Origin of the sequence: Sulfuricaulis sp., from assembly GCF_024653915.1 — a bacterium.
Taxonomy (GTDB): domain Bacteria; phylum Pseudomonadota; class Gammaproteobacteria; order Acidiferrobacterales; family Sulfurifustaceae; genus Sulfuricaulis.
The window spans coordinates 43442-59146 of record NZ_JANLGY010000016.1 but is presented as its reverse complement, the minus strand read 5'-3'; the positions used below and the strand labels follow the sequence as shown (position 1 = coordinate 59146).

13 protein-coding genes are annotated in these 15705 nt (G+C 58.0%); 1 reads left to right on the top strand and 12 read right to left on the bottom strand.

Going from position 1 to position 15705, the window contains the following annotated elements; genetic code table 11:
• The 12 genes from gspN to NUV55_RS08745 form a co-directional block, all read right to left on the bottom strand.
• Window positions 1-792 carry a type II secretion system protein N gene (gene gspN / locus NUV55_RS08800; protein WP_296672149.1) on the bottom strand — a complete coding sequence of 264 codons (792 nt, stop codon included), beginning with the start codon at window positions 790-792 and terminating at the stop codon, window positions 1-3.
• Complete coding sequence (gene gspM / locus NUV55_RS08795) at window positions 789-1298, bottom strand: type II secretion system protein M (RefSeq protein WP_296672147.1); 510 nt, start codon at window positions 1296-1298, stop codon at window positions 789-791. Before gspM ends, gspN begins: the two co-directional genes overlap by 4 nt.
• A 166-nt stretch (window positions 1299-1464) precedes the next feature.
• Complete coding sequence (gene gspL / locus NUV55_RS08790; protein ID WP_296672145.1) at window positions 1465-2763, bottom strand: type II secretion system protein GspL; 1299 nt, start codon at window positions 2761-2763, stop codon at window positions 1465-1467.
• 58 nt (window positions 2764-2821) lie between these two features.
• Complete coding sequence (gene gspK / locus NUV55_RS08785; RefSeq protein WP_296672143.1) at window positions 2822-3829, bottom strand: type II secretion system minor pseudopilin GspK; 1008 nt, start codon at window positions 3827-3829, stop codon at window positions 2822-2824.
• Window positions 3822-4427: a type II secretion system minor pseudopilin GspJ gene (gene gspJ / locus NUV55_RS08780; RefSeq protein ID WP_296672142.1), complete on the bottom strand. Its 606-nt coding sequence runs from the start codon at window positions 4425-4427 to the stop codon at window positions 3822-3824. Before gspJ ends, gspK begins: the two co-directional genes overlap by 8 nt.
• A complete protein-coding gene (gene gspI / locus NUV55_RS08775; protein WP_296672141.1) occupies window positions 4424-4816 on the bottom strand; it encodes a type II secretion system minor pseudopilin GspI in 393 nt (130 codons plus the stop codon). Before gspI ends, gspJ begins: the two co-directional genes overlap by 4 nt.
• Window positions 4816-5313, bottom strand: coding sequence for a GspH/FimT family pseudopilin (locus NUV55_RS08770; protein ID WP_296672139.1), 498 nt, complete (start codon window positions 5311-5313; stop codon window positions 4816-4818). The genes gspI and NUV55_RS08770 overlap by 1 nt, the downstream gene beginning before the upstream one ends.
• A 9-nt stretch (window positions 5314-5322) precedes the next feature.
• Entirely contained in the window at window positions 5323-5772 is a 450-nt protein-coding gene (gspG, locus tag NUV55_RS08765) for a type II secretion system major pseudopilin GspG (RefSeq protein WP_296672137.1), read from the bottom strand.
• Window positions 5773-5780: 8 nt separating this feature from the next.
• The gene (gene gspF / locus NUV55_RS08760; RefSeq protein WP_296672135.1) at window positions 5781-7001 is read right to left on the bottom strand and encodes a type II secretion system inner membrane protein GspF; all 1221 of its coding nucleotides are present in this window, start codon (window positions 6999-7001) and stop codon (window positions 5781-5783) included.
• 263 nt (window positions 7002-7264) lie between these two features.
• Window positions 7265-8776 (bottom strand): type II secretion system ATPase GspE, encoded by a 1512-nt coding sequence (gene gspE, locus NUV55_RS08755; RefSeq protein WP_367280389.1) that lies wholly within the window; start codon window positions 8774-8776, stop codon window positions 7265-7267.
• 18 nt (window positions 8777-8794) lie between these two features.
• Complete coding sequence (gene gspD, locus NUV55_RS08750) at window positions 8795-10846, bottom strand: type II secretion system secretin GspD (RefSeq protein WP_296672133.1); 2052 nt, start codon at window positions 10844-10846, stop codon at window positions 8795-8797.
• Window positions 10847-11145: 299 nt separating this feature from the next.
• The gene (locus NUV55_RS08745; protein ID WP_296672131.1) at window positions 11146-12012 is read right to left on the bottom strand and encodes a type II secretion system protein N; all 867 of its coding nucleotides are present in this window, start codon (window positions 12010-12012) and stop codon (window positions 11146-11148) included.
• A gap of 157 nt (window positions 12013-12169) precedes the next feature.
• Between NUV55_RS08745 and dnaE the strand changes: the two genes are divergently transcribed.
• Window positions 12170-15619 (top strand): DNA polymerase III subunit alpha, encoded by a 3450-nt coding sequence (gene dnaE / locus NUV55_RS08740; RefSeq protein WP_296672129.1) that lies wholly within the window; start codon window positions 12170-12172, stop codon window positions 15617-15619.
• Window positions 15620-15705: the final 86 nt, after the last annotated feature.

The window sequence follows — 15705 nt, the reverse complement described above, 5'->3', positions numbered from 1 at the left end:
TTAGCTGCCCGATAGTTTCAGCAGGGGATAGGAAGAGTTCATCATCAGCGCGCGTTTGCCGCCACCTTGATCGGTACCGATCATTTTAAGTAAAGAGTCGAGCTCGTCGGCGCGGGCGCGTGGTGTGGCGGAACCGGTTATCTGTACCTGTCCTGTTTGGGGTTGCCACTGTCCCTGACCCGTGAATTCAAGATCCCCGCGCAGAGTGGTGAGCTTGAGATTGGCGTTCATTTCCGCACCCGTGATATCCAGACGATAATCACCGAGTGGTTGGACGTTGGAAAGGCTGCTGCCGGCGTTCAGCCATTCCAGCGTCGCGGTGCCTTCCACCCTGTCCGGCGAAAGCGTCAGACCCTCCGCGCTTATCCTGACTTTTCCCTGCGGGCTGATCAGTGATAAGGGCGCATAGAGCTGGGCGACAAATGAAGCAGGCAAAGCAATATCGGTGTCCTTAAGAGTGAAACTGTTTCTGGCTATCCCGATGGTTGTTTTTATTTGTCGGTCCTGATTGCTGGTTTGCAGAGAGAGTTGAACGCGTCCGGTCAACAGCCATAGAGGGTTAATGCCCCATTCAGCCTGCCCAAAGTCGTGTGGCGTAGTTGTTGGATAATAGATCACCAACCGTCCATTCCCACCCCACAGACTGCCGGCAATGGGGTCCAGACGCACAGCGCCCTGGGTGTATCGGTTCAATCCCCATGCGAACCAGGAAGCCGGCAACTCGATCACAAGAAATATAAGATAAAAAACCAGGCCGAAGATGCTGTACAGGAGCCAGCGATTTTTACTCATCCACCGGCGCTCCGCAGCACCAGGCGCGCATTCACCGTGCCGGCCGCCGGTTGTGCCTCGAACGTGGCCTTTTCGATACGCACGCCGCCCTGATTCTGGAGGCTAGCGAGCCAGCCGATCAGCGCGTTGAAATGCACGCCTTCCAGCGACAGTCGCGCGCCGCCGTTTCCTTCCGGTTCCATGCGAATGATGCGGCTACGTATGCCATTGGCGGTGGCGGACTGTTCCAGGTTTACCAGCAGATTGCCACCGGCCTGAGGCACGCGTCCGCTGGCGCGCAACTGGCTGATTTCCATGGCCTGCACCCGCATCTGCGCCAGCTGGATTTTTCCCTGCGGCACGGACGCGCGCAGACGCGAGAGTTCGCGCTGCATCGGCAGCCACAGGGAAAGATATACAACCAGCAATAACCCGACGGCACCACCGATGAGCAACCAACGATCGCGTGGCGGCAGAGCGCGCAGCCGTTCGAATGTGAAATTTCGTAATGTGTCTTTGAAGATCATGTCAGCATGAATTCGGGAGTCTCTGATTGGTCTCCCTCCCCCTTGACGGGGGAGGGTTGGGGTGGGGGTGTTAAATATTTTTTTACGCAGCACACCCCCATCCTCTCCTTCCCCCGTGAAGGGGGAAGGGACGTTCTTTTTTGGTTGCTTGTCAGAGTTTCATTAATCACGTTCCCGCCTTGCCAGTCTGGCTCAGGCGCAAACGGCCCTCAATCCCGGCCGCCGTGCTGTTGGCGCCGATCACTTCCACCTGCATGCCGCGCGCCGTGAAAGCGGTCTTTACTGTTTCCATGGTCTGGAAATCCGGCAGCGTAATATCCACCGTTAGTTTTGATTCCCCGTATTGGATACTGCGAAGTTTTATCTGAGGATGTGCCTGCATTACAGGTGCGACGCTGCCCAGCAGGGGCAGGGCATCGGCTTGGTTGGACTTGCCGCTCTTACCCTGCAACTCGCCCAAAAGCCGCTGCATTTGCAGTGCCGGGTCGACTATCACTTGGGCGTCCGGGAAAGCCTGGCGAAACACCTTGGTCATTTCCTGCCGCTGGTTTTCATGGGCGCTTTTCAGGTTCCACCATTCCCACAGGTTGAAACCCAGGCTGCCGACAAGCCAGATCGCCAGCATGATCGCCGCCGGCCTCAGGCCGGGCAGCATTTCCTGCATCTGATGCGAGGGCGCGAAACTTCCTTGCAGAAGATTTAACGCCGGACTGGATTCATGATAACCCGTCCAGAAGTCCTGCTTCTGGATATTCACGGGTAATTTAAGCAGTGCCGCCCATGCGCCTGGGTCGAAGCCGGCGGGCGGGTGGATCACCGTCAGGCCCACGGGCGCATTCTGCTTCACATGCGCCTCGCGCAGCGCCATCTCCAGCATGGATGGCGGGGTATTGTCGTTCGACGCGCAGGTAAATCCGGAACTGGTTCCCGTGCGAACCCAAATGTTGTTCTCATGGAAGGCCATCGACCAGGAACCGGCATCCAGTGGCAGCGCGAGCAGGGCGGGGCAGAATCCGGTGGGCCGCAGGCCGGCGGCAGTTAGCTGTGCAAGCCATGACTGCATGCGCTCGCGCGACGTCACCGCCACGGCAAGACTGTTGTCATCCTGTATTCGATAGGCGAAATGCAGCTTTTCCGGTTCGCCAATGATTTGTTCTTCGAGCGCGAAGGGCAGCGCCTGCTGGATCTTGGTGCGTGAACGGGTGGGCAAGGTCACCCGCGTCAGCAAGCTGTCGGAAGGCGGTGTCCATACCTGCACGCGCGTCATGACACTGACACCCGGGATTTGATTCAGCTCTGCCACCTTACCGTGAGGCGCCACTCCCGGTCCTTCACGCAGGCGCCATTGAACCATGCCTTGGCTTTCCGGCCAGCCGCGCGGGAGCAGTAATTCCAGAGTACCGCCTTTGCGCGACAAGGCCTGCCGCAGGGATTGCAGCCAGGGCGCTGAAGTAAATTTGCGCATAGTGCGGGAAGTTTGTGGGGCGGCCATTTTTATCGGGTCGAGCTATTTCTGTACATCATTATATATTCCCACCCGTGGCGGTATCGGGGTTTTCATCAAGGCCTGACTCTGAACTGGCAAATCCAGCGAACAGGCGCTGGCTGTGCCACAGAGCGCGAAAACCCGCCTCGCCCGCGGAACGCTGGATCAAGGCCTGCGTGGTGCGCTGGTAGCGGCCGAACAGGGTTGTCACTTCAACTTCGAAATAACTGCTTTTGATGCCATAGAATGCCTGCGGCAGGGTGGTGCCGGCCGCCAATTTGACAAGTTCCTGTCCCATCTGCACTTGATTCTTGTATGGGCGCTGCGCCATGAATGATTCAATGGCCGATATTGGAAGCGTGTAGAAAACAGCGCTCAGCACCTCCTTGGGCGCTGTGTTGAGATTGGTTTCCGTGGGTTGCGGCAGGGCACTGATCCAGGGGCGGAGCTTATCGACGAGCTCCTTGGTAAAGCCGCGCACCAGGCGCAGTTCCTCCACGCTTTGCAGCGGCTGATTGGCGGCGCGATAGGGGATTTTCATCTGAAGATAATCAATGTCCTCGGCCCCGGCGGAGCTGGCATTGCTATCGGCATCGATCCAGTCGATCACGGCGTCGCTAAGGTTTGGATCAATCGAAAATGATTCAAGAAGATGCTTAAAGGCTCCGATGTCAGCTGGACTGGGTGCTCCTCCGCGAACCAGATTGTTGAGGTTGAATTTCCCCTGCGCATCGAAGATGCGGCCCGTGACCTGACCACCCTCGACCGCGAGCGGCGGCAGCGGCTTGGCCCAATCCTCGGTCAGATCGTCGTTCTTGCTGTCCTTGGCGTCCTTCGCCAGTATCGTGATGGCCCATTCCTGCGCGCCGGCGCGCACTACTTCTGCCTGGGCACGATCAGTCAGATTTTGCGCCTGGCGCAGCCAGATCTGTTGATCGAAGCTCAGATATGCCGCCGTCGTGGCGGCAATGGCGACCACCAGCATGGCGGTGATTAGTGCCAGCCCGTGTTGTCGTGAGGCTGGAGTGAATGTTTGCCTAGCCATTGACCAGAAACAGACGCGTGAACTCGCCGCGCCCCTTGAGTGTCATTTTAACTTCAATGCCGCGAGGCAATATTTCACTGATGCCTTCGACTGGCCACAGATCGAGCCAGGCTCCGGCGGGGGCATAGAAACGCACGCGAAATTCCTCGACGTTGTTCAAGATCGGGGATTCAAGCGGGACGGTTTGTGGACCCATATCGAGCACGGGCCAGGTGAGCCGCTTCAGTGTTCCGTCAACGAGGCGGTAGGCGACGCGCTGCAAATCACTGCGCGCCCCGTCGCTGAATGTCAGCACGCCTCCGCGCGTGAACTCCACGCTGGGTGTTCCTGTGGAACGTGTGTCCGTGGGTTGTCCGCGGAACGCGGGTTGGGCGAAGCCGATGACATCGCGCACCGAGCGCTCACGCGCCTGCGACAGATCTTCTTCGAGGCGCGCGAAGGTGAGCGACAGGCTGCGCCAGAAATTATGCTCGACTTCCAGACGTTGGCGATCGGCCATCAATCGTGTGAGGCTTCCGTACGCTATTCCGGAGATCAGGGCGAAAATCCCGATCGCTACCAAAAGTTCAAGAAGTGTGAAGCCACGGTTGCGATTCATGTGCCGGCCGCTTTTGTGTCAGTGGTGTTGCGCAGGTAACCCACCAGCCTGGCTTGTGTATTCTGGCTGTCGGCGATGCGCCGGACGGTTATTTCAATGCGCCGGATTCTGGGTTCAGGCGTGGTGGAGACTTGTTCCCGCCAATACCATTTCACGCCGCCGATCTCGGCGTCGCCATCTTTCGTGTCAGCGGCTGGCCAGTCACGTCGCATTTGATGCTCGACCAGCCGATTTTGTGCCACCCAGAGCGCGATATTGCGCTCACGTAACGTGCTGGTGGCATCTATCGCTTGACCCATGGCTCGCAGGATAGCGGCGAGCGCTATTGCCAGCACGGCCAGCGCCACCAGCACCTCGACCAGAGTAAATCCACGGCGAAGTCGGTGCATTATGTCTTTACCGGTGTTGAAGCAGCTTGTGACGAAATTTCACCCGTGAGTGTTCCTTCCACCTGCCATCGAATGTCACCGTGTGAGAAAATAACGGTGAACGGAGGAAGTTCGCCGGTTGGCAGCAGGATCAAACGCGGTTTTTCGTTTTCCGGCAGACCTTCAATATCGATAGATGAGATAACAATGCCGGCAGGCAGTGGACGGGCGTGGAGCACCTCATCATCTGTCATTGGCTTGAACTCGTTTTTATCGTTCAGCATCAGGAAATAATAACCCTCGCGCTCGATGGACACCGCCAGGATCTTTCCCTGCAAAATGGCCTCTTCTTGTGCGGTTTGCAGCAGTAGCGCCATGCGCCGGGCTTCGTCGCGTACCGGGGTTTCCCGGTCAGGTTCAAGGTTAACGCTGACAATGCCGAGAACAATGACAATAACCAGCATCACCACGGCAACCTCGATCAGCGTGAAGCCCTGTTGCGAACGCGGCGGATTCATGGTCCAGACTCAGGAATCGATATTCCACGACCCGAGGTCGGCATTGATGCCATCACCGCCGGGCTGTCCATCGGCGCCGAAGCTGAACACGTCGATTTCACCGTGCAGGCCGGGGTTCAGGTACTGGTAATCGTTTTTCCACGGGTCCTTGGGTAGTCGGTCGAGGTAGCCACTGGATTTCCAGTTACGCGGGACCTCACCGGTTTCCGGTTTCTTGGCCAACGCCTGTAAACCCTGTTCGGTCGTGGGATAAGTCCCGTTGTCCAGACGATAAAGTTTGAGCGCATTGGTGATGGCCTGAATGTCGCTTTTGGCCGCGACCATACGCGCCTGATCCGGACGGTCCATGATGCGGGGAACAATCAGCGCCGCGAGGATGCTGAGAATTACCACGACAACCAGGACTTCGATGAGTGTGAAGCCTCTTGCGGCGCTGTTGATCCGGACCATGCGTTTCATAAACATCCTCATTTGATGAGTTGATTCATTTCAAAAATAGGCAACAGGATGGCAAGCACGATAAATAACACGATCGCGCCCATCACCAGGATTAACATCGGTTCGAGCAGGGCGGTCAGCGCCCGTACCCAGTTCTCCAGTTCCCGCGTCTGCGCGGCGGCGGCGCGATCCAGCATCTGGTCGAGCTTACCGGTGGCCTCGCCGCTGGCGATCAAATGGATCACCATGGGCGGGAAAAGTTTGGTTTTGCCGAGTGAGCGTGCGAGACTCCCGCCTTCGCGCACCTGGCGCAGCGCATCTTCCACGGCGGCGCGCATGGGAAGGTTGGTCACGGTATGCACCGCCGACTGCATGGCATTAAGCAGTGGTATGCCGCTGGATGTCAGGATACCCAGGGTGCTGGAAAGACGTGCCGCGTTGGTGCCGCGCAGCAGGCGCCCTACCAGCGGCATCCTTAATAACAGGTGATGCCAACGCAGGCGTAAATGTGGTTCACGCAGGGCAACACGGAACGCAAAGAATGCAACCACAGAGCCAATCAACCACCACCAGCCTCCGGCACGCAGAAAATTACTGGTGGCAATGAGTATTTCCGTGGCGAGCGGTAATTGTTGTCCGGTGTTTTCGAAAACACGCGTGACCTGCGGTACGACATAAACGACGAGGCCAATTACCACCGCGAGCGCTACCAGCGTGACCAACGCCGGATAAATGAAGGCGAGTAAAACCTTTTGCTGAAGCGATTGCCGATTCTCGGTGTAATCCGCCAGGCGTTCGAGAACCTCGCTGAGTTTGCCGGACTGTTCGCCGGCATCCGCCATGCTGCGGAATATGTCCGGAAAGGAATCGGGAAACTGCGCCAGACTGCGCGCCAATGACTGGCCCTCCAGCAGGCGCGTGCGCACCCCGGCCAGCACGGCGCGGGAGCGCGCGGTATCCGTTTGTTCAATGAGGGCGTTGAGACATTCTTCGATGGTCAGGCCTGCGTTAATAAGGGTGGCAAACTGGCGCGTGATTAACGCCAACTCGGCACCGGGAATGCCGCGACGCAAGGAGAATTGCCAACCGCTGCGTTTGGACTCGGCGCGCTGGTCAATAATCTCGACCTGCAGCGGAGTGAGCCCCTTTTCGCGCAGGGTTGCGCGCACCTGGCGCTCGGCATCGCCTTCCATCACGCCCTTGACGGCGTGTCCCATGGCATCCAGCGCCTGATATTCAAAGGCCGCCATGTGCTACGGCCCTCCGATGTAGCCCGGGTGCAGGCGCGTAGCGCCGGAACCCGGGGAAATCTTGACGAGCCCCCGGATTGCGCTGCGCTCCATCCGGGCTACTGATCTTAAAGATAAGTTCCCTCCCCCTTGACGGGGGAGGGTCAGGGTGGGGGTGAGAAATGTCACCGGAAAATTCAGTTTCGTATTCCGTCTGATTTCTCCCCCTCCCCCCAGCCCCCTCCCGCGAGGGGAGGGGGAAATGATTTTGAGACAGGTTCTGATCATTCGCGTGTCACGCGCAACACTTCTTCAAGACTGGTTGCGCCCGCATGGACCCAGCGCAATCCGTCGTCGCGAATGGTGCGCATGCCGTGCGCACGCGCATACTCACGCAATCTCCCCTCGGACGCGCCGTCATGGATGAGGGTGCGCATACTCTCGTCAATGCTCAGTAACTCGTATATTCCGGTTCTTCCCTGGTATCCCGTGTTGGAACAGGTGGCACAAGTTCCGGGCATGTATATGGACCTTGTGCCTTTACCCTGGCTGTCTTCGAGCATTTTCATTTCCGCCGTGTCCGGTACATGCTCCCGACGACAGACTGGGCAGAGCTTGCGTACCAGTCGCTGCGCCAGCACACCGAGCAGGCTCGACGCTACCAGAAACGGCTCCACGCCCATGTCCACCAGACGTGTCACGGCGCCGACGGCGTCGTTGGTGTGCAGCGTGGCCAGCACCAAGTGGCCGGTCAGGCTCGCCTGTACCGCGATCTGCGCCGTTTCGAGATCGCGAATTTCGCCAATCATGATGATGTCCGGGTCCTGCCGCAGAATGGAGCGCAGCGCCCGCGCGAACGTGAGATCGATTTTGGCGTTGACTTGCATCTGCCCGATGCCGTCAAGGTCGTATTCGACAGGATCCTCGACCGTGAGAATATTGTGTTGAGTACTGTCGAGCTTGCCCAGTGCGGCGTAAAGCGTGGTGGTTTTGCCCGAGCCGGTGGGGCCGGTGACGAGAATGATTCCGTGCGGCTGGTTAATCTGCGCTACCAATATTTTCAGGGTACTGTCCGACATGCCCAGTCCGGTCAGGTCGAGGCGACCGGCCTGCTTGTCCAGCAGGCGCAGGACGACGCGTTCGCCATGGCCGGTCGGCACGGTCGAAACACGCACATCCACCGGCCGGCCCGCAAGACGCAGCGTGATACGGCCGTCCTGCGGTAGGCGTTTTTCGGCGATATCGAGGCTGGCCATGATCTTGACGCGCGAGACGATCACGCCGTGCAGGGCACGTTGCGGCTCGATGATATCCCGCAGCACGCCGTCGATGCGGTAGCGCACCACGGTGCGGGTCTCGAACGGTTCGATGTGGATGTCAGAAGCATTCTCGCGCACCGCCTGGGTCAGGAGGGCGTTAATCAATCGCACGATCGGCGCATCGTCTTCGCTCTCCATCAGGTCCGTGGCCTGCGGGAGGTTTTGCGTCAGCTCCGCCAGATCCAGGTCTTCATCGAGGTCGTCGACAATATCCATGGCCTGCGACACGCCGCGCTCATAGGCGCGGTTGAGGGCGGAATCGAAGAGCGCCGCGCTCAGTTCGCGTACTTGAATGGGTTGCCCGAGGGCGCGATCCAGCTCCGCCAGGGTGGCACTCGACACGCCCGGTTTGGCCCAGACTTCCAGCAGACCGTCACGCACGCAGGCGCTAATAACGCCGTGGCGGCGCGCAAAATGGTAAGGCAGGCGCTGAGTCCAGGTGGGGTCCAGGGTTTGCAGGTCGGGCGCGTTGTCCATGGCGGCCGTCAAGAGTGGTTAAGGCGTTGCGCGATCTGATGACGACGTCGAGTCTGAAATACCGGGCGGCCCAAATATTTTGTCCGACGGAATTTCATCGGAAACGTTTACGTCCCTCTTCCCCTCGGATGGAGCAGGCGGTAATGGCTCCCTCGGCTTGAATTCTTCAAGAATGGGAGCCGGCTGCTTGATGATTTTCTTTTGTTCGGCGCGAATGTGCGCATAGCGGCTGGAAGTAAAACTGTAACTGTCTTCAGGACCGCGGACGATGACCGGACGCAAAAAAACCATAAGATTAGTCTTGGTTTTAGTTTCGGTCCGGTATTTGAACAGCCAGCCCAGGAGTGGAATGCGGCCCAGAAAGGGAACGGCCTGGGTGTTTTCCCTCATGCTGTCCTCGATCAATCCTCCCAGCACGATGGTGTTGCCATCATCCACCACGACAGTCGTATCGAGAGATCGTTTATTCGTGATCAGATCCGAGGCTTGCACACCCGTGGCCTGAGAGACGCTCGAACTTTCCTGGGAGATCTGGAGTTTGACGGAGCCACCTTCCGATATCTGGGGCTTGATTTTCAGGGTGAGGCCGACATCCTTGCGTTCGATAGTCTGGAACGGATTAACGGTACCGCTGGTGGAAGTCGCCTGCGAGAAACTCCCTGTTACGAATGGAACATTCTGGCCAACGACAATTTTTGCCTCCGCATTATCCAGCGTGAGAATATTGGGCGTGGACAGAATGTTGCCGATACTCTTTTCTTCGAGCGCGCGAGCCAACGCTCCGAGGCTGCGCACTTCTGTACCGTCCGACAGGGTGATTTTTTTGCCGAGATAGGCCAACGACAACCCACCCACAGAGCCCAGCGACGTAGGATTGGCAGCTACCCCGGCGATCGAGGCGCCGGAATTCGGGAAATTGGCCAACCCGGCAACAGCTCCACTTCCAGCCTGTGTGCCCGTTGCCCACTGGAATCCGAATTGCGATGCCTTGTCGGTGGTAATTTCTGCGATGAGTGCCTCGACATACACCTGTGCGCGCCGCACGTCGAGCTTTTCAATCACGGCGCGCAAATTGTTAAACACCGCATCCGGTGCACTGATGATCAGTGAGTTGGTGGCCTCGTCCGCCTGGATTTGCGACGACTCCACACCGGATCGTGCTGCCGCGGGTCGTCCCGGTATCGCGGGCGCAGCCGTTTGTGAGCGAGCCTCACCCGACAACAAGCCGCGAAGTATTTCAGCGAGTTTGGTGGCTTCGGCGTTGCGCAAATACACCACGCGGGTATTGCCCGAGACTCTGGCCGGCACGTCGAGTTTCTCGACAAATTCACGCAGATCTTTGATGGCGCCCTGGTTTTCTGCGCGTACCAGCAAACTGTTGGTACGAAGATCGGGCAGGATGTTGACGCGATCCGCCTCTCCCGTGGCAGCCTGAGCCGGGGTGGGGATTCCGGATGATTGTGAAATATTGGGATAAAGCCGGACGACCATGTCCGCGATGTCCAGCGCCGAGGCGTGCTTCAAAGGGATGATGGCAAACTCTGCCCCGCCCCGCTGGTCAATGATCTCGACAATGCGCAACAGATTACGAATGTTGTCGGCGTAATCCGTGACAATCAAGGTGTTGCTGGGTGGGTAAACCGAAAGCTGACTGGTCGGCGCCATCAGCGGACGCAGCAGCGGTACCAGTTGCGCGGCGGAACTGTGCTGGACCGTGATGACGTGCGTGATAGTCTGCTCGCCGGGACGTGGCATGACACCAGTGCTGACATCGGCGTTCTGCTTGGCGTCCCCGAGCGGAACCAGTTTGATGAAACCGCTGGCGCTATCGACGGCGGTGTAGCCCTGCGCTTTCAGTGACGCGAGAAATATCTGATAAATGGCATTCTTGGAAACCGGTTGGGTGGAGATAATCGTCAGCCTGCCTTTGACACGTGGGTCGAGCAGGAAATTCTTCCCGGTGATCTGTGACACGGTTTTCACCACGGCCTGAATATCCGCTTCCTGGAAATTGAACATCATTTCACCGGGACGAAGCGCTGGTCCGGTGGGTGCCGTGGCCGTTGGCATCGTTGCCGATGGCCGGGAAGGTGGCATGGGTGTAGTCGGTCGTGCCGAGGGCGCGACCCCCATTGGCGTCAGGGGTGACCCGGGTTGGTGGCTTCCAGGAGGGGCAGGGGGCGGAACGGCCATCACAGGCGGTTCATCTTGTCCGGCTTCCTCTCCTGGTTGCTGTGCATGCAATGCATGGGGCGTGGCCAGCAATACACCGACCAATAGGCTGCCTAGGCTTGCTGCCAGATAATGGCGGGAAATATTCATTCTGAATCCAATCATATTATTGAAGTAATGCTCATTTGGAAGCGGCTCTAGTTTTGCGCAAACTGATAAAAAAGTGACTCACTTTTGCCGCTGCGAGCGATTTCCAATTGCACAGAATTGATGCTGGACAACTGCTGGTAAAGCTTGATCGCATCTTCCGCCGTATTGATCGGTTGCCCATTGACGGACTTGATGACATCCCCCGCGCGCAGCCCCAGTTTTTCGTAGAGGCTGTTCGGCTGAATTTGTCGCACCAGAAATCCACCGCCACTGGAGGGGGCTAATGTTGCCTGCTTCAGGAACTCCGGTGTGCGTATCTGGGCGGCCAATTGATCGCGCTCTACCATATATTGGTTGGCCCCTGTTTCCCGTACGACACCAGTGGCATCCTTGGCCGGCCTGTGAGTGGTGCGCGCCACCATCTCTTGCGGTGATTGTGAATTATCCGCCCCTTCCAGCAGCAGGCTTTCGAGCGTGCCATTGCGTCCAATCACGACCCGGTCCGAGTAAACCGCCTGTAATACTGCCCCACCCGTGATCGTCTGGCCGACTGCAAATGGTTCTTGCGATTGCCCGTTGACCGCTATCAGCGCGTAACCGCCGGTGCCCGAGGCGATCACCCCGGCCAGAACCAGATTCAGGCTGCTGATGGGGAGGTTGTCCAGGCGCCCACCGGTCAGCTCCTGGCTGACCTGACCGAACAAATGCGCCGCCAACAGGGGCTGTAATGAAAAAGTATTGGCAAGCGTCGGGGGCGGAGGTGGCGCCATCATGAGTGGCGGCAAGGGAGGCTTAACCAGCAGCCATGTCCATTGGGCCAGACTTGCCGTGAGGAGTAGCAGCATCCCGCCATTGAGAACTCCGGGGAGCCACTGCCTGACACGGGGATTTGTAATGACTTCGGTAATGCTCATTTATTGAGTTTCAGCCGCTTGCACCGCAGATTAGATGTGCCTGATTAACATTATATCTTGACGTTTGAAAAAACCTAATGAATCAGGCCAATTAGGCGCCGGAGCAACAGGTTTTTACTGCTTCCCTGACCCTTGGATTTACGGTCAAATACCGGGCGTGACCCGGCCTTTCGTTCATCTCAGAGTCCATACCGAATTTTCCCTGGCGGACGGCATCGTCCGCACGGACGATCTGGTAAAAACCGCCGTCCGTCATGGTATGCCGGCCGTGGCGGTTACGGATTTGGCCAACCTTTTTGGGGTGGTCAAGTTTTACCAGGCCGCGTGCGCTGCTGGAGTGAAACCCATCGTCGGGGCGGACGTCTGGCTGGAAAATCCCGCCGACCCGCATAAGCCTTATCGGTTGGTGCTGCTGTGTCAGAGCACGGAGGGTTACCGTCGGCTCTGCCGTCTGCTGACGCGCACCTATGTTGATGGACAGCAATCGGGCAAGCCTTGTCTCAGTAAATCGTGGCTTGAGGCGCCGATGTCTGGGCTGATTGCCCTGTCGGGCGCAATCGAAGGTGAAATCGGCCAGATGTTGTTGTCCGGCAACGCGATACAGGCGGAAGAACAGGCGCGCGTCTATCAACAGTGGTTCCCTGACAGCTTTTATCTGGAACTTCAGCGTACCGGCCAGGCGTTTCAGGAAGATTACAATCATGCCGCCGTGGATCTCGCGCAACGATTGTCATTGCCGGTGGTGGCGACAAATCATGTGGTGTTCCTGCAGCCAGACGACTTCGATGCGCACGAGGTGCGGACCTGCATTCAGGACAGTCGCGTGCTGACCGACACCCGCCGGCCGCGGCGCTACACGACACAGCAATATTTCCGCAGCAGTGAGGAAATGGGCGAGTTGTTCCAGGACATCCCCGAGGCGATTGAAAATACCGTCGAAATAGCACGTCGCTGTAATTTGCGCCTTGAGCTGGGAAAATATTACCTGCCGGCCTACCCGGTGCCGGAGGGAATGACAATCGATACCTTGTTGCGTCAGCAATCGCATCAAGGCCTGGAAGCACGATTGCAATTGATGCCGGAGGACAAACGCGAAGCCAGCCGCGCCGCTTATTCCGAGCGCCTGGAGTTGGAGTTGTCCACCATCACCAAGATGGGTTTTCCCGGTTACTTCCTGATCGTGGCGGATTTCATTCAGTGGGCCAAGCAGAATGGCATCCCGGTCGGGCCGGGGAGAGGCAGCGGCGCCGGGTCGCTGGTGGCCTGGTGTCTCGGCATTACCGAGCTCGATCCGATCAAATACGAGCTGCTGTTTGAGCGTTTCCTCAATCCCGAGCGTGTCTCGCTGCCGGACTTCGATGTGGACTTTTGCATGGAGCGGCGCGATGAAGTGATCGAATACGTTACCAAACGCTATGGCCAGGACCGGGTGGCGCAGATCATCACCCACGGCACCATGGCGGCCAAGGCGGTGGTGCGCGATGTCGGACGCGTCATGGACCAGCCTTATGGTTACGTGGACAAGCTGGCAAAACTTATCCCCTTTGAAATCGGCATTACCCTGGAGCGCGCGCTCGAAATCGAGCCGCAGTTGGCGGAACGTTACAAGAAGGAAGAGGATGTGCGCGAGCTGCTCGACACGGCGCGCACGCTGGAAGGATTGGCGCGCAGCGCCGGCAAGCACGCCGGCGGCGTGGTGATTGCCCCCGGACCGCTCACCGACTTCATGCCGTTGTACTGCGAGCAGGGCGGCAAGCAGACGGTGACCGGGTTTGACATGGAGGACGTCGAGAAGATCGGTCTGGTCAAATTCGATTTTCTCGGCCTGCGTACGCTTACGATCATCGACAAAGCCGTCAAGACGATCAATATCGTGCGTGAAAAAAATGGCGAACCGCCGATTGTCATCGAACAGCTTCCTATCGACGATCCGGCGACGTTTGCGCTGATCAAATCCGCGCGCACCACGGCCATGTTCCAGCTGGAATCGCGCGGCATGAAGGACCTCATTCTGCGCCTGCAACCGGACAATTTTGAAGAAATCATCGCCTTGGTGGCGTTGTTTCGTCCGGGACCGTTGCAGTCGGGAATGGTGGATGACTTCATTAATCGCAAGCACAAGCGCACAGCGATCAAATACCTGCACCCGAGTCTTGAACCAATCCTGAAGCCTACCTACGGGGTGATTCTGTATCAGGAACAGGTCATGCAGATCGCGCGGGTGCTTTCGGGTTATACGCTCGGCAGTGCTGACTTGCTGCGCCGCGCCATGGGCAAGAAAAAACCGGAAGAAATGGCCATGCAGCGCGAGGGCTTTGTCCAGGGCGCGGTGGCGCGTGCTGTGAGCGATAAGCTGGCCACGCATATCTTCGACGTTATCGAGAAATTTGCCGGCTATGGATTCAACCGCTCGCATTCGGCGGCCTACGCGCTGATTGCCTACCAGACGGCCTGGCTCAAGGCGCATTACCCGGCGGCCTTCATGGCGGCGGTGCTCTCGTCGGACATGGACAAGACCGACAAGGTGGTGACCATGATGGCCGAATGTCGTGACATGAAGCTGAATATTCTGCCGCCCGACATCAACCGCTGTGAATACCATTTCGTTTCGGTGGATGACGAAACGATTCTTTACGGGTTGGGTGCGATCAAGGGATTGGGTGAAGCGGCTATCGATACAATCTTGCAGGAACGCAATCGCGAAGGGTCTTTCAAAGATCTTTTTGATTTCTGCCAACGCATCGATTTGCGCAAGGTCAACCGCCGGGTACTGGAATCGCTCATCCGTGCCGGTGCGCTTGACGGCCTCGGTACGCACCGGGCCGCGCTGATGACCTCGCTCAATACCGCGCTGGCCGCGGCCGATCAGCACAGCCGCAACCTCGAAGCCGGGCAGGAGGATATTTTCGGTGCCGCCGCGGCGCCCACGGAGGCTCATGTTTACGAAATTGTGGCCGAGTGGAGCGAGGAACAGCGTCTCGATGGCGAACGTGAAACATTGGGACTGTATCTCACCGGACACCCGATCGCGCGTTACGCCGAGGAACTCCAGCACATCACGGACGCCACGATCGCCGAGCTCAAGCCTTCTGCGAACAGCACCGTGGTGGTAGCGGGGTTGGTGGTGGCAAGCCGCACCATGCAAACTCGTCGCGGTGACCGCATGGCCTTCGTGACGCTCGATGATCGTACCGGACGCTTGGAGCTGGCGGTGTTTTCCGATCTGTATGCACAGAGCCGGGAGCTGCTGGCCAAGGACACCTTGCTCGTCGTGGAAGGTCAGGTCAGCGTGGACGAATATACGGGCGGATTCAAAATGTCCGCCGAGAAGCTCTATAATATTGACCAGGCCCGTGCCGCTTTCAGCGCGCGCCTGGTGATCGATGTGAATGCCGATGAGGCGGGCAACGGTTTCGTTGAGGAGCTGAAGGAAATTCTCAGCCCCGCGGGCCAAGGAAAGTGTCCGGTGTTTCTGCACTATCAGGGCACCTTGGCGGAAGCCGAGATCGTTTTGGGCGATGAATGGAGAATCAGTCCGACGAACACGCTGCTGGAGCGTCTGTCACACTTTGCCGGCGAACGTAACGTGCATCTTATCTATCGTTAATATTAATTCTTGTCGCAAAGACGCAAAGAAAGGCATGATCAAAAATATCAAAAACTTTGCGTCTTCGCGTCTTCGCGTCGAATAGT